Here is a 15,789-nt window from a genome sequence, read left to right as displayed (position 1 = left end):
CAATCCTTCGTGTTGATCGCGTAAATCCCTGCCCCTAAAGGGCGTGGCTCTCCGCTTTACCGAAGGGCTCACCGCCGTGCAAACCATCCGTCTCCTGTCAGAGTTGCGCGCGTCGCTCGCCGCCCTGCGCGCGCAAGGCGACGACATCGCGCTGGTGCCGACGATGGGGGCGCTGCACGCCGGGCACATGGCCTTGGTGGCGGAGGCGAAGCTGGCGGCGAAGCGCGTCGTCGTGTCGATCTTCGTCAATCCGAAGCAGTTTGGCGCGAACGAGGACCTGTCGCGCTATCCCCGCAAGGAGCTGGCCGACGCGCGGATGCTGAGCGACGCCGGGGTCGACGTGCTGTGGATGCCGCCGGTCGAGGAGGTCTATCCGGCCGGATTTGCGACCAACGTCTCGGTATCGGGGGTCAGCGAAGGACTCGACGGTGCGGCGCGGCCCGGCCATTTCGACGGAGTCGCGACCGTCGTCGCCAAGCTGTTCAACCAGGTCCGGCCCGACGTCGCGCTGTTCGGCGAAAAGGATTTCCAGCAGCTGGCGGTCATCCGCCGCATGGTCGCCGACCTGGACTTCGGCATCGATATTCGCGGCGTGCCGACGCAGCGCGACGACGACGGTTTGGCGCTGTCCTCGCGCAACGCATATCTCGTTGCCGAAAATCGGAGCAGCGCCGTGGCGTTGCCGCGCGCGCTGGGCGTCGCCGCGGCGACGATCGAGAAGGGCGGCGATGCGGTCGCGGCCCTGTCGACCGCCCGCGACACGCTGATCGCGGCGGGTTTCGAGGTCGATTATGTCGAGCTGGTCGATGCCGAGACGCTCGCCGAGCCCGTCCCCGGGCGCCCCGGCCGCCTGCTTGCCGCCGCGAGAATCGCGGGCACCCGACTAATCGACAATGTCGCGGTAAAATACGGTTAATTGCGTTAACCATTTTCTTACCGCTCGCGGCCCAATCTGACCCCACTGAAAATGGGGTTCGGACTATGGCTAGCAGCGAAAAGACCGCCGCGTTCCTGATCGAAAGTCGGATACGCGATGCCGCGCGTGGCAACATGAATGCGTATTACGACCTGGGCATCGCCTATTCGAGCGGGTCGCAGGGCGTCGACATCGACCTGATCGAAGCGCACAAATGGTTCAATCTGGCGGCGATCGCCGGCAACACCCGCGCGCAGGAATGCCGCGCGGAAATCGCCGACGAAATGAGCGCACGAGATATTATCGTGGCGCAGAAGGCGGCACGGGCATGGCTGCAGGCCGGAATGCGCGCGGCGGCGTAAGTTTCGCTCCTCCCCGTTTACGGGGAGGTGGCAGCGCGAAGCGCTGACGGAGGGGGCCTCCGCGCAGCGATCCGCTTGGGGCACGCCCCCTCCACCATCGCTGCGCGACGGTCCTCCTCCCGGTGCCGGAGAGGATTTACTCCGCCGCCTTTTTGACCGCAGCCTTCTTCGCCGGCGCCTTTTTGGCCGCGGGCTTCTTGGCCGCCGCCTTCTTCGGCGCAGCCTTCTTCTTGCCCTTCTTCGCCGGTGCCGCCGCCGCGCGGGCGTCGATCAGCTGGGCGGCTTCCTCCAGCGTCAGTTCGTCGGGCTGGACGGTCTTCGGCAGTGTCGCGTTCGTCTCGCCGTCGGTGACATAGGCGCCGTAGCGCCCTTCCATCAGCTTCAGCTCCAGCTCCGTACGCGGATGCTTGCCCAGCACCTTCAGCGGTTCGCGTGCAGCGCCGCGCGCCGGACGCCCACCGCCCGCCGCCGCTTCGGCCAGCTTGACGACGGCGGCGTTCATGCCCGTCTCGAACACGTCGGCGGTCGACTGCAACCGTGCATATTTGCCGTTGTGCGCGAGATACGGGCCATAGCGGCCGATCGAGGCGGTGATCGGCTGGCCCGTCTCGGGATGGTCGCCGATCGTACGCGGCAGGCTCAGCAGCTTCAAAGCCCAATCGAGGTCGAGTTCCCCGATGTCCTTCGGAATCGACGCGCGCTTGGCCTCCTTGCCCTCGCCGAGCTGGATGTACGGGCCGAACCGTCCCAACTTGCGTTCGACCGGCAGGTTCGTCTCGGGATCGGTCCCCAGCGTCTCCGGCCCGGTGTCCTCACCCGCAGCCCCACCCGGCTGCGCGAAGCGGCGGGTGTATTTGCACTCCGGATAGTTGGAGCAGGCGACGAACGCCCCGAACCGGCCGCCGCGCAGCGACAGCCGCCCGTCGCCGCAGTTGGGGCAGGCACGCGGGTCGCTGCCGTCGTCCTTCGGCGAGAACAGATAATCGCTCAGGAATTCGTCCAGCGCGGCGGTCACCTCGCTCGGCTGGCGCTCCTTCACTTCCTCGGTGCGCGGCTTGAAGTCGCGCCAGAAGGCGTCGAGCACCGCCTGCCATTCGGCGCGCCCACCAGACACGTCGTCGAGCTCTTCCTCCAGCCCCGCGGTGAAGTCGTAGCTGACGTATTTCTCGAAGAAACGTTCGAGGAAGGCGGTCAGCAGCCGCCCCGATTCCTCGGCATAGAAGCGATTTTTCTCCAGCCGGACGTAACCGCGGTCCTTCAGCACGTCGATGATCGACGCGTAAGTCGACGGACGCCCGATGCCGAGTTCCTCCAGCCGCTTGATCAGCGACGCGTCGGAGAAGCGCGGCGGCGGCTGGGTGAAATGCTGTTCGCTCTGCACGCCCCGCTTGGCCGGGGCATCGCCCGACTTCAGGTGCGGCAGGCGGCGCGAATCTTCGTCACCGTCATCGTCGCGACCTTCCTCGTACAGCGCGAGGTACCCGGGGAAGAGCACGACCTGCCCGGTTGCGCGCAGCACGCATTTGCCGGCGCCGTCCTCCAGTTCGATCGAGGTCCGCTCCATCCGCGCCGCCGACATCTGGCTGGCGAGCGCGCGCTTCCAGATCAGCTCGTACAGGCGGCCGTGGTCGCCGGAACCGGCCCGGTCCTTCGAGAAATCGGTCGGGCGGATCGCCTCGTGGGCTTCCTGGGCGTTCTTCGCCTTGGTCTGATATTGCCGTGGCTTTTCGGGCACATAGCCGCCGTCATAGCGCTCGATCACGGCTTTGCGCGCCGCATCGATCGCCGACCCGTCCATCTGGACACCGTCGGTCCGCATATAGGTGATCGCGCCGTCCTCATACAGCGCCTGCGCGATCCGCATGGTGTGGCTGGCCGAGAAGCCGAGCTTGCGCGCCGCCTCCTGCTGGAGCGTGGAGGTGGTGAAGGGCGGTGGCGGGTTGCGGGTGGCAGGCTTCGTCTCGACACGGGCGACCGAGAAGCGACCGGCCTCGACATCGGCCTTCGCGCGCGTCGCCGTTCCCTCGTCGCCGATCGACAGGCGGTCGAGCTTCTTGCCCTCCCACGCCGTCAGACGCGCGACGAACGGCGTGCCGTCCTGTTCGAACGTCGCCTCGACCGACCAATATTCCTGCGGCTTGAACGATTCGATCTCACGCTCGCGCTGGACGATCAGCCGCAGTGCGACCGACTGCACGCGGCCCGCCGACTTGGCGCCCGGCAGCTTGCGCCACAGCACCGGCGACAGGGTGAAACCGACGAGATAATCGAGCGCACGGCGGGCTCGATAGGCGTCGATCAGGTCGGTATCGAGCTCGCGCGGCGCCTTCATCGCCGCCAGGATCGCGGGCTTGGTGATCGCGTTGAAGGTGACGCGCTCGACCTCCTTGGGCAGCGCCTTGCGATTGCGCAGCACTTCCTGGACATGCCAGCTGATCGCCTCCCCTTCGCGATCAGGGTCGGTCGCGAGGATCAGGCGGTCGGCCTTCTTCGCCTCGTCGGTGATCGCTTTCAACTGGCGCGACTTGTCGGCGTAGGTTTCCCATTCCATCGCGAAGTCGGCGTCGGGGTTCACCGACCCGTCCTTCGCCGGCAGGTCGCGGACGTGTCCGTAGGAGGCGAGGACATGATAGTCCTTGCCCAAATATTTCTCGATGGTTTTGGCCTTGGCCGGGGATTCGACGATGACGAGCTGCATGGGGGCCTTAGCTAGGTATCTTTACGTGTACGCGCGAGGGTGACGGGTATTTTGCCGTAGCGTCAAGCCGCGGCGAAGAAGCTGGCCTTCACCCCGTTGATGACGAATTGCGCGGCAAGTGCCGCCAGCAGCACGCCGAGCAGGCGGGTGATGACCGCCTCGATCTTCGCCCCCAGGATGCGCATGATCGGCCCGGCGGCCAGCAAGGCCACGAGGGTCAGCGCCAGGATCGTCAGCATCGCGCCAAGCACGACCAGCGAGGCGCTGAGCCCCTCCGTCCGCGACATCATCAGCATCACCGACGCGATCGATCCCGGGCCGGCGATCATCGGCATGGCCATCGGAAAGATCGACACGTCCTCGACTTCCGGCGTGTCCTTCAGCTTCTCTGCACGCTCCTCGCGACGCTGGGTGCGGCGTTCGAACACCATGTCCATCGCGATGACAAACAGCATGATCCCGCCCGCGATGCGGAAGGCGTCGAGCCCGATGCCGAGCGCGTGGAGCAATGCCTCGCCGAACAGCGCGAAGACCAGCAGGATGCAGGTCGCGACGATCACCGCGCGCACCGCCATCGCGCGGACATGCGTCGGCGACGCGCCGCTGGTCAGCCCGGCATAGATCGGCGCGCATCCCGGCGGATCGATGACGACGAAGAAGGTGATGAGCGCGGAGATGTAGAGTTCGATCATTTGGCGGCCCCCGGCGCGTCGATGCGGTCCGCGATCACGCGCTCCATCCGGCGGCCGTTCCACAGATAGACGTCGAGCGCGCGGGCGCCGGCGGGGGTATAGGTCCAGCGCCATTGCAGCGTCGAATCGCCCGATCGGCCCGAAGACTGCTGCTCCGCCCCCTCTTCCGGCGCGCCAAGCACGTCCCTGGCGCGACCGCGACAGGCCGCCTTGCGCTGCTTCGGCCGGTCGCCGGCGGCATCGATCCGTCCGGTCTGGTCGCCGCCGTCGTACAGCCACTTCCACCCGCCATCGGCCTGTTGCCGCCAGATGGTGGTGAAATAGCCAGCAGCCTTTTGCGCCGGGACCATCCACGGACCGGTATTGACCGCGGTCTTGCCGTCGCACGAGACATAGCTGGCGCGCGGGAACCACTGGATCGGGTGTTTCGGCTCCGCACGATCGGCAAGGAACCGCCGCGCGACGATCGGCTGCGGCACGAACATCATCGCATCTTCGGTCGCCGTATCGCGGAACGCCGCCCATTGTTCGCCCTTCGCGGCCCGTGCGGCAAAGGCACGCTCGGCATCGAGCGCGCTTGCCTGGACCGCGAGGAGCGTCAGGATCACAGGCTGTCCTCGTCGAACGCCACGTCCGCATTGCGATAGGCGGCAACCAGCGTGTTGCGCAGCAGGACAGCGATCGTCATCGGTCCGACTCCGCCCGGCACCGGCGTGATCGCCGCGGCAACGCTGGCGGCCGAATCGAAGTCGACGTCGCCGACCAGTCCGGTGTCGGTCCGGTTGATGCCGACATCGATCACGGTCGCGCCTGGCTTCAGCCATTCGCCCTTCACGAACTGCGCGATGCCGACCGCTGCCACCACGATGTCGGCGCGCGCGACATGGCCGGCCAGATCCTTCGTGCGCGAATGGGCGATCGTCACCGTCGCGCTGGCGCGGGTCAGCAGCGCGGCCATCGGCTTTCCGACGATGTTCGACCGGCCGATCACGACGGCGTCCTTGCCCGTCAGGTCGCCGAGCTCGGTCTTCAGCAGCATCAGGCAGCCGAGCGGGGTACAGGGGACGAAGCCCTCCAGCCCGGTCGCGAGGCGACCCGCGTTCACCGGGTGGAAGCCGTCGACATCCTTTTCAGGCACGATCCGCTCGATCACCACGCTTTCGCGGATGTGCTTCGGCAGCGGCAGCTGGACGAGGATACCGTCGACCGCCGGGTCGGCGTTGAGCCGGTCGACCAGCGCCAGCAGGTCGGCCTCGGCCACATCCGCGTCCAGCCGATGCTCGAAGCTCGCCATGCCGGCAGCGACGGTCGCCTTGCCCTTGGAGCGGACGTAGACGGCGGATGCCGGGTCCTCGCCGACCAGCACGACGGCCAGCCCCGCCTTGCGCCCCGCCTTTGCCTCGAACGCCGCTGCCGCGTCGCCTACCCGCGCCCGAAGGTCGGCCGCAGCCGCCTTGCCATCGATGATCCGTGCCGTCATACGAGGGGTCATAGAGGGGCTCGTCGCAAGTCGCCACCCGTTCGTCGTTGATCCCGAAACGATTCACCAAGCCCCGCCGTGTTCCCGCGAAGGCGGGAACCCAGGGGTACGAGTATACCATGGCACATGGCGGCTTGACCCTGGGCTCCCGCCTGCGCGGGAGCACGGCAGGAATTAGGCGCTTGCAAGCCCCGCCGCGATCGCGGCCAACGCGGCCGGGTCACCCGCGATCGCCAGCCGTTTTTCCCGCGACGCTTCCCCGCCGACGATCCGCACGTCACGCTTGGGCACGCCGAACGCCTTGGCGACCAGCGCGATCACCGCTGCATTGGCCTCGCCATCGACGGGCGGCGCCGTCACGCGGGCGGCAAGCGCGCCGTCGCGCCCCGGGCCCAGGCTGGCGCGCGACGACCGCGGGGTGACGCGGACCGCCAGGACGAAGTCGCTCAAGCGCCGGCAGCGGCGATCAGCTGGTTCCGGATGACGACGTCGAGGATCGCGAGGATGACCAGCACGACGACGGGCGACAGGTCCAGCGCGCCGAAATCGGGCAGGATGCGGCGGATCGGGCGGTACAGCGGTTCGGTCATCACGCCCAGCGCGTTCCAGACGTTGCGCACCAGATCGTTCGACGTGTTGATGACGTTGAACGCGATCAGCCACGACAGGATCGCCTGCACGATGATGATCCACCACACGAGGTTGAGCAGGATCTGGAGGATTTCGAGGATCGTCGTCACGCCGTGGTCATTCCCGTATCTGTCTTAACCCGATATAGCACCGATCAGCGCCGGACCAAGGTGCCGGCCCCACGTTCGGTGAAGATCTCCAGCAACATGCCGTGCGGGATACGGCCGTCGAGGATGACGGCGGCGTCCACTCCGCCCTCGACCGCAGCGACACAGGTTTCCAGCTTGGGGATCATGCCCCCGGTGATCGTCCCGTCCGCGCGCAGCCCCGCGATGGCGGCGGGGTCGAGGTCGGTCAGCAGTTGCTTGTCCTTGTCGAGCACGCCCGGCACGTCGGTCAGCAGGAAGAAGCGCGCGGCGCGCAGTTCCGCGGCGATCGCACCCGCCATCGTGTCCGCGTTGACGTTGTAGGTGTGCCCGTCCGCGCCCAGCGCCACCGGCGCGACCACGGGGATGAAGCCTTGGGCGTTCAGGCTGGTCAGGATCGTCGGATCGACCTGGGTCGGCTCACCGACGAAGCCCAGGTCGACGTGGCGCTCGATTCCCTGGAGCGGATCGGCCTCGCGTCCCGTCACCTTGCTCGCGACGACCAGGTTCGCGTCCTTGCCCGAAATGCCGACCGCACGGCCGCCCGCACTCGCGATCCAGGCGACGATTTCCTTGTTGATCGAACCGGCCAGCACCATTTCCGCGATCTCCGCGGTCGGCTTGTCGGTAATGCGCAGACCATCGTGGAAGCGCGATTCGACGCCGAGGCGCTTCAGCATCGCCCCGATCTGCGGCCCGCCGCCGTGGACGACGACGACGTTGATCCCGACCATCTTGAGCAACGTCACGTCCTCGGCGAAATCGCGCGCGAGTTCGGGGTCGCCCATCGCATGGCCGCCGTATTTCACGACGAAGGTCTTGCCGGTGTAGCGTTGCAGATAGGGCAGCGCCTCGGTCAGCGTTTCCGCCTTGGCGAGCATCGCGGGGGATGGGGCGTGATCGGTCATGGGGCGCCCTGTAATGGCGGGCGGAAAAAAACCCAAACCGTTCGTGTCGAGTAGGCGTCGAGCACCGGCGAGACGCCGTATCGAGACACCGCGCACCGATCTCTCGATACGCCTTCTCGACAGGCTCGAAGGCTACTCGAGACGAACGGGGTTCGGCTAAACGCGGTCCAGCCGCCGCCCCAGCGCAACCGCGACATAGATCAGCGGCGGGACCAGCAGCGCCGACAGCACGACCTTCGCCAGCATCTGCCCGACCAGCAGGCCCCCGATCGGAAATTCGCCGTAGAAGGCGATGGCGACGAAGACGACCGTATCAACGATCTGGCTGAGCACGCCCGCGACTGCCGAGCGGAACCACAGCAGCTTCGATCCCTCGCGCCCCTTCAGCGCGCCGAAGATCGTCACGTTCAGCGTCTGCGAGATGCCGTAAGCAATGATCCCGCCGATCCAGATCCGCCAGGTCGAAAACAGAATGCCTTCGATCGCCGCCAGCGCCTCGGGCCGGTCGGCGCGCATCTCGGCCGAGGCGGGAAGCGCGTAGACGAGGAGCGAGAGCAGCAGCGAGACGATCAGCGGCACGAACCCGATCCGCACCAGCCGGTTCGCCCAGGTCGCGCCGTGCAGTTCGGCGACCGCGCTCGACGTGACGACGAGCAGCAGAAAGGCGAAGATACCCGCCTCTACCGCCAGCGGCCCGAGGCCGACCTGCTTGTTGCCCAGCACGCCGGCAATGCAGACCATGCCGCCGTAGAACAGCGCGAAGACGAAGAGGGATAGCGGGAGGGTGCGTTGGCGGTCGGTCGTTTCCATCGCGCGGACGCTAGCCGATTTTTTGGACGGGGGAAGTCCCAAGCGAAATTCGAATCCTCCCCTGCAAGGGGAGGTGGCAGGCCGCAGGCCTGACGGAGGGGTGCGGCAGGTCGAACGCGCCCCGCGCGTTCTTGGATTGCCGGGGGCAATCCAACCTGCCGCTCTATCCGGATAGGCTGACACCCCTCCGTCGCGCTTCGCGCGCCACCTCCCCTTGCAGGGGAGGATCCGTAGCCATACACAAACCCCTGTCGCAGCGGCCAAAGCTCTGCCATGCTGGCGGAATATGTTTCCCCAGGGGTGGGCGTCTACGTGCATCAAAATCTGATCGGCCTGGCCGGTATCGTCGTCATTCTGCTGGTCGCCTTCGCGCTGTCGAATAATCGCCGCGCGATCCGGCTGCGGGTCGTCGGCCCGGCGTTCGCGCTGCAGGCCGGGTTCGCCGTGCTGGTGCTGGCGACCAGCTGGGGCAAGTCCGCGATCGCCGGCATGTCGCACGGCGTCGCCAACCTGCTGGGCTATGCCAAGGCCGGCACTGATTTCATCTTTGGGCCGCTGGCCGGGCCGACGATGGGGGCCAACAGCTTCGCGATCGCGGCGCTGCCGGTCATCATCTTCTTCGCCTCGCTGATCTCGATCCTCTATTATCTCGGCGTCATGCAGCTCATCATCAAATGGGTGGGCGGCGCGATCCAGCTGGTGACGGGGATCACCAAGGTCGAATCGCTGGGATCGGCGGCGAACATCTTCGTCGGCCAGTCGGAGAGCCCGCTGGTCATCCGCCCCTATCTCGCCAGTCTGACCCCGCCCCAGCTGTTCACCGTCATGACGGTCGGCATGGCTGGCGTCGCGGGCACGATCCTCGGCGCCTATGCCAGCATGATCGGGGAACAGCTGCTCCCCTATCTGCTCGCGGCCAGCTTCATGTCGGCGCCGGGCGGCATCCTGATGTCGAAGATCATCATGCCCGACGTGCCCGCCCGCCAGGGCGAGCTGCCGCTGGGCGATTCGGCCGAGGGCAGCGTCGCGCTGACCGAGCCGCACACGCGCTCGACCGCGCCCGAGATCGAAGGCAGCGAGCCGATCGCCGAGGCGAGCCACGACGAGGAAAAGCCGGCCAACATCATCATGGCCGCCGCACAGGGCGCTCAGACGGGCGTGAAGCTGGCCGTCGCAGTTGGCGCGATGGTGCTGGCGTTCGTCGCCCTCGTCGCGCTCGCCAACGGCTTGCTGGCGGGCATCGGCGGCTGGTTCGGCCACCCCGAACTCAGCTTCCAGATGCTGCTCGGCTATGTCTTCCAGCCGGTGATGTTCATCCTGGGCGTGCCGTGGAACGAAGCGGGCGTCGCCGGCGGCCTGTTCGGCACCAAGATCGTGCTCAACGAATTCGTGTCGTTCATTGAACTCAGCAAGATCCAGGGTGCGGGCGGTCTGTCGGCGGCCAGTGTCGCCATCGTCACCTTCTCGCTGTGCGGCTTCGCCAATTTCTCATCGATCGCGATCCAGATGGCGGTGACCGGCAACCTGGCACCCAACCAGCGGCCGATGATCGCCCAATTGGGGATCAAGGCGCTGGTCGCGGGCAGCCTGTCGAACCTGATGTCGGCCGCACTGGCGGGGCTGCTGATCGGGTGAGGCTGGTCTTCGCCAAGGGAGCGGGGAAGACCGACACGCTGACGATCGTGCGGGACGGCCGCCCCGACGAGGCGATCGACTGTCCCAAGCAACGGATCATTCCGCACGACATGGTGCATTACGCCGTCGAAAGCGTGCTCGACGCGCGGGGGTTTCTCGGTCGCGTCGCAGCGGGCGAGGCCGCCGACTTCACGATGGGCGCGGAGGCGGTCAGCGATGGCGTCGAGCGGCTGGTCGAAGTGATCCAGGGCGATGGCTGGTCTGGCGGCGTCACGCCGGCCGGGGAGATGATCGCGCTCTATGCGGTGACGTGCGACGCGCGCGGGTGCCCGGCGCTGGCGGTGGAAGCGGCTACGATCGATGCGATCCGGGTCCGGATGGCGGAGTTGACGCTGGCGTGGGATGCAGTGCCGGTCGGGGGTCGGTTGGAACTGGACTTTGACGGCCGCCACTGACCTGCCTCACCCTGCCAACATCCGCCGACACCTCCACCCCATCATTCGGGCGAAAGCCGGAATCCAGGGTTTCTCTGCTTCGGCGTCTGTACGGCTTGGCTCTGGATCCTGACTTTCGTCAGGATGACGATTTCAAGAAAGGTGGCGACGTTACGCCGCCTTCACGGCTTGGCGCCGTCCCGGCACCTCGCCGTTGGTCACGATCACCGTGTCCCCCAGTTGCACGACGCCGAACAGCTTCTGCGCGAACGCGATCGGCACGCCGACGCAGCCGTGGGTCGCGGCATCGGGGCGCATCGATTCGCTACCATGGATCGACACGCCGTCGTTGGTCAGGCGCAGCGTATAGGGCATCGGCGCGTCGTAAAGGCTGGACACATGCTGTGCCTTGCGGAAGCTGACCTCAAACGCGCCGAGCGGCGTCGGCTTGCTGTCCGCGCCATAGATCATCACCGCCGTGCCGATCTCATGCCCGTCGCGGAACACCGACAGCACCTGCGCCTTGAGGTCGACGGTCACGACGATCTTGCCGCCCTTGTCGGCGGGCGCGGCGCTCTCGTCCCAATACCAGTCGCCGTGGACGAAGGGTTTGCGGACGGCAAGCACGCTTTTCACGACATAGGCGGTCGGATCGATCGGCGCGGAAACCGCCATGGACCGGGCGGCCGACTTGGACGCTGGCGCCGCCACCGCCGCCGGCGTTGCCGACATCCGGTCGGCGAGATAGGCAGCAACCAGGAAGCTCGCGCCGCAACCGAGCGTCAGCCCGATCCGTTTCGCCCATCTCGCCGTGGTTGCCATCGTCGCTTTCGAATCCCTAGCGCTCTAAGCCAAAGCCCAAGGCGACAGATCGGCTTTTCGGACGGTCAAGGGAAGGGCGGATTTTCGCCTGTTCCGTCACGAGACACGAACCCGGCGCGTTCCCCCCTTCCGTCCCCTGCTCTTGGGCCGATCGACATTCAGGTCAGACCGAGCCGAAAATGGTGATTTTGCGTGACCCGGAGCGCAGCGTACTAAAGGTACGTGAGCACCGGAAGCACGGAAAAGCGCCATTTGCAGGCCGGTATGGGCTGAATGTCGATCGGTCCCAGGGTCATTCGTCGGTGCGGATCTTCACCTTGTTCGGCAGATCCTTGCCCTTGGTCCGACGCGACGGGACCTGCACCGGATTTTTCTTCTTCCACTCGCCATAGGTCATCGGACCGTCCGGCGTCTGGATGATGGTATCGTCGAGAGCCATGCGCCCCTCAACGCGTCGGTACGGGCTCGGGTCCCGTATAGTCGTAGAAGCCGCGGCCGGTCTTGCGGCCGTACCAGCCCGCCTCGACATACTTCACCAGCAGCGGCGCGGGGCGGAATTTGGGATCGCCCGTGCCTTCGAACAGGACGCGGGTGATGTTCAGGCAGGTGTCGAGCCCGATGAAGTCGGCCAGCGTGAACGGTCCCATCGGGTGATTGAGCCCCAGCGTCAGCGCGACGTCGATATCGCGGATCGTCGCGACGCCTTCGCCCAGTGCGAAGCAGGCCTCGTTCAGCATCGGCATCAGCACGCGGTTGACGATGAAGCCCGGCGCATCCTGCGCATGGACGATCTCCTTGCCGAGCGTCCGGCCATAGGCCTCGACCGCCTGCACCGTCGCGTCGCTGGTGGCGAGGCCGCGGATCAATTCGATCAGGCCCATCACCGGCACCGGATTGAAGAAATGCACGCCCATGAACCGTGCCGGGTCGGGCGCGGCCTGCGCCAGGCGGGTGATCGGGATCGACGAGGTGTTGGTGGCGAGGATCGCGTCGCTGCGCATGCCCTTGCCGACGGCTTCGAAGATCTTGCGCTTGATGTCCTCGCGCTCGGTCGCCGCCTCGATCACCAGATCGCAATCGGCCATCGCTGCAACGTCGCCAATCGGCTCGATGTGCCCGAGCGTCGTGTCGCGCACGTCCGCGGTGATCTTCTCCTTCGTCACCAACCGGTCGAGCTGCCTGGCGATCCCCGCCTTGCCGCCCTCGGCCCGGGCCTGGTCGACATCGGACAGCAGCACGCGATACCCCGCCGCCGCCGACACCTGCGCGATGCCTGCGCCCATCTGTCCTGCACCGATCACGCCGACGATCTTCATGAATTTCTCCTTTGTACGACCTCATAGCGCCACGAACGCCCGACGCCAGCGCTTGACCCGACCGCGCTCCCCATGCTGTCATACCTGTGTCATCGCTGGCGACGATGACATCGTCAGTGACGCGATGGGGGACGTATGTTTCATCCCGACCTGCTGAGACACCCGGACAGTTGCCCGGCGCTGGTGCTCAACGCCGACTATACGCCGCTCAGCTATTATCCGCTGTCGATCTGGCCGTGGCAGACCGCGGTGAAGGCGGTGTTCCTCGACCGCGTCGACATCGTGTCGCATTACGAGCGCGAGGTGCGCAGCCCGACCGCGGCGCTGAAGCTGCCGTCGGTCATCGCGCTCAAGCAATATGTGAAGCCGTCGGCCTTTCCCGCCTTCACCCGCTTCAACCTGTTCCTGCGCGATCGGTTCGAATGCCAATATTGCGGGACGGGCCGTGACCTGACCTTCGATCACGTCATCCCGCGCGCGCAGGGCGGGCGCACGACATGGGAGAATGTCGCGACCGCCTGCGCGCCGTGCAACCTGAAGAAGGGCGGCCGCACCCCGCGCCAGGCGAGCATGCCGCTCCACGTCCAGCCGATCCGCCCGACCAGCTGGCAGTTGCAGGAACATGGCCGCAGCTTCCCGCCGAATTACCTGCACGACACATGGCGGGACTGGCTGTACTGGGACATCGAGCTGGAAGCCTGATTTCCCGCCCCGCGGCGGCTTGCCGGTCGCGTATTAGGACGTTAATACAGCCGCTATGAATCTGGGTCCGCCGTTCGATCCGTCCGACCGCCGCTCGGGGCCGTCGGACGACGACCCCTTCGCCAATTTCGCGCGTACGGGCAAACTCGGCGGCCGTGCCATGCCGCCTGCGCCGCCGCCGTCCGACGACGAGGGGTTGCGGTTCGAGCCGCCAGCCAAGCCGAAGAGTCGCATCCGCTGGGGTCGCTGGCTGGTCCGCGGGACAGGCGTGTTCATCGTGCTGCTGGTCGTCGCGATCCTGTGGCTGGCGGTCACCGCGCCGCTGTCGCGCTCGCTCAAGCCCCCGACGCCGCCCAGCGTCACGTTGCTGGCGAGCGACGGCAGCCCGATCGCGCGGCGCGGGGCGGTCATCGGCGCGCCTGTGGACGTGCGGACGCTGCCAAAGCACATCCCGGAGGCGTTCATCGCCATCGAGGATCGGCGATTCTATTCGCATTGGGGCGTCTCGCCACGCGGCATCGCCCGCGCGATGTGGAACAACGCCCGCGCCGGCGGGATGCGCGAGGGCGGGTCGACGATCACCCAGCAGCTGGCGAAGAACGCCTTCCTGTCGTCCGACCGCACCTTCGGCCGCAAGGCGCGCGAGCTGATGATCAGCTTCTGGCTGGAGGCATGGCTGACCAAGGATGAAATCCTCAGCCGCTACCTGTCGAACGCCTATTTCGGCGACAACGTCTACGGCCTGTCGGCGGCGGCGAAACATTATTTCAGCAAGCGCCCTGAGCAACTCAGCGTCTCGCAGGCCGCCCTGCTTGCAGGGCTGGTGAAGGCGCCGTCGCGACTTGCGCCCACCATCAACCTGTCGGGCGCCCGCGCACGCCAGAAGCTGGTCGTCGGCGCGATGGTCGAAAGCGGCTTCCTGACCAAGGCCGAGGCCGCCGATGCCGGTCCCGCGCGGCTGAACGTGGAGCGGACGAAAGACCTGCCCTCGGGCACCTATTTCGCCGACTGGGTCCTGCCCCAGGCGCGCGACCGCGCGGGTGAGATCGCCAGCGAGCTGACCGTCACCACCACACTCGACAGGCGCATGCAGCGCGCCGCCGAACGGGCGATCCGCCGTGCCGGGCTGCGCGAAGCACAGGCCGCCCTTGTCGCGATGCGGCCCGACGGCACGGTCGTCGCGATGGTCGGCGGCAAGGACTATGCGAAGTCGCCGTTCAATCGTGCGGTACAGGCCAAGCGCCAGCCGGGATCGACCTTCAAGCTGTTCGTCTATCTCGCCGCGCTGCGCAGCGGCATGACGCCGGAGAGCCCGGTCGAGGACAAGCCGGTCACGATCGGCGAATGGAGCCCGAAGAATTCGGACGGCCGCTATGCCGGCACCATCAGCCTCGCGCGCGCCTTCGCCAAATCATCCAATGTCGCCGCCGCGCGGCTGACGAAGGAAGTCGGCGTCTCGAACGTCATCCGTGCCGCGCGCGACTTGGGCGTCACCAGCCCGATCGCCAACGAAGCCTCGATCGCGCTCGGCACCTCGACCATGTCGCTGCTGGAGCTGACCAGCGCCTATGCCGCCATCGCCGCCGGCGAATATCCGGTGCGCGCGCGCGGCCTGTCGGCGGAGGAGGAAGCCGGCTTCATCGATCGCTGGCGCGGCCGTCGCACCCAGATCGACGAGAAGACGCTGGAGGGGATGCGCGAATTGCTGTCGCGCTCGATCGCCAGTGGCACGGGCACGCAAGCCGCGCTCAGCATCACCGGCTTCGGCAAGACCGGCACGACGCAGGACAGCCGCGACGCGCTGTTCGTCGGCTATGCGCAGGGGCTGGTCGCGGGCGTGTGGGTCGGCAACGATGACAATTCGCCTAATCCCGGCCTGCAGGGCGGCGGCATTCCCGCGCGCATCTGGCGCGACTTCATGATCGAGGCGCTGGGTGTGTCCGCGCCCCCGCCGCCGATGGTCGAGGAGGTCGAGGACCCGGTCGGCAATCTGATCGACTCCACGCTCGACCCTGACGAGCTGATCACCACCGATGACGCCGCGCCGCCCGCGGCCGAGATCGAAGGATTGGGCCTCAACGTGCGGCTGGGCCGCGACGGCAGCTTCGCGGTAGCGCCGAGCGACCGGCGGCGCGAGGGACCGCCTCCACGCCGGGAAGATCGCCGGCCGCCGGAGGATGAGGACGCGGAGCCGCGGTAGGGCGGGGAGGGATGGCGGACTATCCTCTCCCCGTTCGT

The 15,789-nt window shown here is 67.0% G+C and carries 17 protein-coding genes; 6 read left to right on the top strand and 11 right to left on the bottom strand.

Features of this window, described 5'->3' with window-relative positions; translation table 11 throughout:
* The first annotated feature begins 76 nt into the window (after positions 1-76).
* Both panC and ACFSC3_RS08725 read left to right on the top strand, forming a co-directional pair.
* On the top strand, positions 77-916 hold the full coding sequence (gene panC, locus ACFSC3_RS08730; protein WP_380940019.1) for a pantoate--beta-alanine ligase: 840 nt from the start codon (positions 77-79) through the stop codon (positions 914-916).
* Between the two features lie 65 nt (positions 917-981).
* A complete protein-coding gene (locus ACFSC3_RS08725) occupies positions 982-1,278 on the top strand; it encodes an SEL1-like repeat protein (protein WP_380940018.1) in 297 nt (98 codons plus the stop codon).
* Between the two features lie 136 nt (positions 1,279-1,414).
* Here the strand turns inward: ACFSC3_RS08725 and topA are convergent, their stop codons facing one another.
* From topA to ACFSC3_RS08685, 8 genes are all read right to left on the bottom strand, one after another.
* The gene (topA, locus tag ACFSC3_RS08720) at positions 1,415-3,976 is read right to left on the bottom strand and encodes a type I DNA topoisomerase (protein ID WP_380940017.1); all 2,562 of its coding nucleotides are present in this window, start codon (positions 3,974-3,976) and stop codon (positions 1,415-1,417) included.
* Between the two features lie 62 nt (positions 3,977-4,038).
* On the bottom strand, positions 4,039-4,668 hold the full coding sequence (locus tag ACFSC3_RS08715) for a MarC family protein (protein ID WP_380940016.1): 630 nt from the start codon (positions 4,666-4,668) through the stop codon (positions 4,039-4,041).
* Complete coding sequence (locus ACFSC3_RS08710) at positions 4,665-5,276, bottom strand: Cif family virulence factor (RefSeq protein WP_380940015.1); 612 nt, start codon at positions 5,274-5,276, stop codon at positions 4,665-4,667. The genes ACFSC3_RS08715 and ACFSC3_RS08710 overlap by 4 nt, the downstream gene beginning before the upstream one ends.
* Positions 5,273-6,148 (bottom strand): bifunctional methylenetetrahydrofolate dehydrogenase/methenyltetrahydrofolate cyclohydrolase FolD, encoded by an 876-nt coding sequence (gene folD / locus ACFSC3_RS08705; RefSeq protein ID WP_380940014.1) that lies wholly within the window; start codon positions 6,146-6,148, stop codon positions 5,273-5,275. The genes ACFSC3_RS08710 and folD overlap by 4 nt, the downstream gene beginning before the upstream one ends.
* Before the next feature lie 174 nt (positions 6,149-6,322).
* A complete protein-coding gene (locus tag ACFSC3_RS08700) occupies positions 6,323-6,598 on the bottom strand; it encodes a DUF167 domain-containing protein (protein ID WP_380940013.1) in 276 nt (91 codons plus the stop codon).
* Positions 6,595-6,888, bottom strand: coding sequence for a YggT family protein (locus ACFSC3_RS08695; RefSeq protein ID WP_380940012.1), 294 nt, complete (start codon positions 6,886-6,888; stop codon positions 6,595-6,597). The genes ACFSC3_RS08700 and ACFSC3_RS08695 overlap by 4 nt, the downstream gene beginning before the upstream one ends.
* Before the next feature lie 44 nt (positions 6,889-6,932).
* Positions 6,933-7,832 carry an acetylglutamate kinase gene (gene argB / locus ACFSC3_RS08690; RefSeq protein ID WP_380940011.1) on the bottom strand — a complete coding sequence of 300 codons (900 nt, stop codon included), beginning with the start codon at positions 7,830-7,832 and terminating at the stop codon, positions 6,933-6,935.
* Between the two features lie 156 nt (positions 7,833-7,988).
* The gene (locus tag ACFSC3_RS08685) at positions 7,989-8,642 is read right to left on the bottom strand and encodes a queuosine precursor transporter (protein WP_380940010.1); all 654 of its coding nucleotides are present in this window, start codon (positions 8,640-8,642) and stop codon (positions 7,989-7,991) included.
* Between the two features lie 312 nt (positions 8,643-8,954).
* Here ACFSC3_RS08685 and ACFSC3_RS08680 point away from each other — a divergent pair, with 312 nt between their 5' ends.
* On the top strand, positions 8,955-10,277 hold the full coding sequence (locus ACFSC3_RS08680) for a NupC/NupG family nucleoside CNT transporter (RefSeq protein WP_380940009.1): 1,323 nt from the start codon (positions 8,955-8,957) through the stop codon (positions 10,275-10,277).
* Positions 10,274-10,732: a hypothetical protein gene (locus ACFSC3_RS08675; protein ID WP_380940008.1), complete on the top strand. Its 459-nt coding sequence runs from the start codon at positions 10,274-10,276 to the stop codon at positions 10,730-10,732. The genes ACFSC3_RS08680 and ACFSC3_RS08675 overlap by 4 nt, the downstream gene beginning before the upstream one ends.
* A 150-nt stretch (positions 10,733-10,882) precedes the next feature.
* Here ACFSC3_RS08675 and ACFSC3_RS08670 read toward each other — a convergent pair whose 3' ends face one another.
* The 3 genes from ACFSC3_RS08670 to ACFSC3_RS08660 form a co-directional block, all read right to left on the bottom strand.
* On the bottom strand, positions 10,883-11,533 hold the full coding sequence (locus ACFSC3_RS08670; protein ID WP_380940007.1) for a L,D-transpeptidase family protein: 651 nt from the start codon (positions 11,531-11,533) through the stop codon (positions 10,883-10,885).
* Between the two features lie 292 nt (positions 11,534-11,825).
* Positions 11,826-11,972 (bottom strand): hypothetical protein, encoded by a 147-nt coding sequence (locus tag ACFSC3_RS08665; protein ID WP_200911473.1) that lies wholly within the window; start codon positions 11,970-11,972, stop codon positions 11,826-11,828.
* A 7-nt stretch (positions 11,973-11,979) separates the two neighbouring features.
* A complete protein-coding gene (locus ACFSC3_RS08660; protein WP_380940006.1) occupies positions 11,980-12,849 on the bottom strand; it encodes a 3-hydroxyacyl-CoA dehydrogenase NAD-binding domain-containing protein in 870 nt (289 codons plus the stop codon).
* Positions 12,850-12,984: 135 nt separating this feature from the next.
* On the opposite strand from ACFSC3_RS08660, the gene ACFSC3_RS08655 reads away from it, so the two are divergent.
* Both ACFSC3_RS08655 and ACFSC3_RS08650 read left to right on the top strand, forming a co-directional pair.
* Positions 12,985-13,551 (top strand): HNH endonuclease, encoded by a 567-nt coding sequence (locus tag ACFSC3_RS08655; RefSeq protein WP_380940005.1) that lies wholly within the window; start codon positions 12,985-12,987, stop codon positions 13,549-13,551.
* 55 nt (positions 13,552-13,606) lie between these two features.
* Positions 13,607-15,751: a transglycosylase domain-containing protein gene (locus tag ACFSC3_RS08650; RefSeq protein ID WP_380940004.1), complete on the top strand. Its 2,145-nt coding sequence runs from the start codon at positions 13,607-13,609 to the stop codon at positions 15,749-15,751.
* Positions 15,752-15,789: the final 38 nt, after the last annotated feature.

This window comes from Sphingomonas floccifaciens (assembly GCF_042681125.1).
GTDB lineage: Bacteria > Pseudomonadota > Alphaproteobacteria > Sphingomonadales > Sphingomonadaceae > Sphingomonas > Sphingomonas floccifaciens.
Note: the sequence above shows the minus strand (reverse complement) of the source record. Positions and strands in the feature narration are given on the sequence as shown.

Bases quoted from the DNA above. Each gene is read 5' to 3' on its own strand.
- topA (WP_380940017.1), bottom strand. From the start codon at position 3,976: ATGCAGCTCGTCATCGTCGAATCCCCGGCCAAGGCCAAAACCATCGAG.
- folD (WP_380940014.1), bottom strand. From the start codon at position 6,148: ATGACGGCACGGATCATCGATGGCAAGGCGGCTGCGGCCGACCTTCGG.
- ACFSC3_RS08725 (WP_380940018.1), top strand. From the start codon at position 982: ATGGCTAGCAGCGAAAAGACCGCCGCGTTCCTGATCGAAAGTCGGATA.
- ACFSC3_RS08670 (WP_380940007.1), bottom strand. From the start codon at position 11,533: ATGGCAACCACGGCGAGATGGGCGAAACGGATCGGGCTGACGCTCGGT.
- ACFSC3_RS08665 (WP_200911473.1), bottom strand. From the start codon at position 11,972: ATGGCTCTCGACGATACCATCATCCAGACGCCGGACGGTCCGATGACC.
- ACFSC3_RS08715 (WP_380940016.1), bottom strand. From the start codon at position 4,668: ATGATCGAACTCTACATCTCCGCGCTCATCACCTTCTTCGTCGTCATC.
- ACFSC3_RS08660 (WP_380940006.1), bottom strand. From the start codon at position 12,849: ATGAAGATCGTCGGCGTGATCGGTGCAGGACAGATGGGCGCAGGCATC.
- ACFSC3_RS08650 (WP_380940004.1), top strand. From the start codon at position 13,607: ATGAATCTGGGTCCGCCGTTCGATCCGTCCGACCGCCGCTCGGGGCCG.
- ACFSC3_RS08685 (WP_380940010.1), bottom strand. From the start codon at position 8,642: ATGGAAACGACCGACCGCCAACGCACCCTCCCGCTATCCCTCTTCGTC.
- argB (WP_380940011.1), bottom strand. From the start codon at position 7,832: ATGACCGATCACGCCCCATCCCCCGCGATGCTCGCCAAGGCGGAAACG.
- ACFSC3_RS08655 (WP_380940005.1), top strand. From the start codon at position 12,985: ATGTTTCATCCCGACCTGCTGAGACACCCGGACAGTTGCCCGGCGCTG.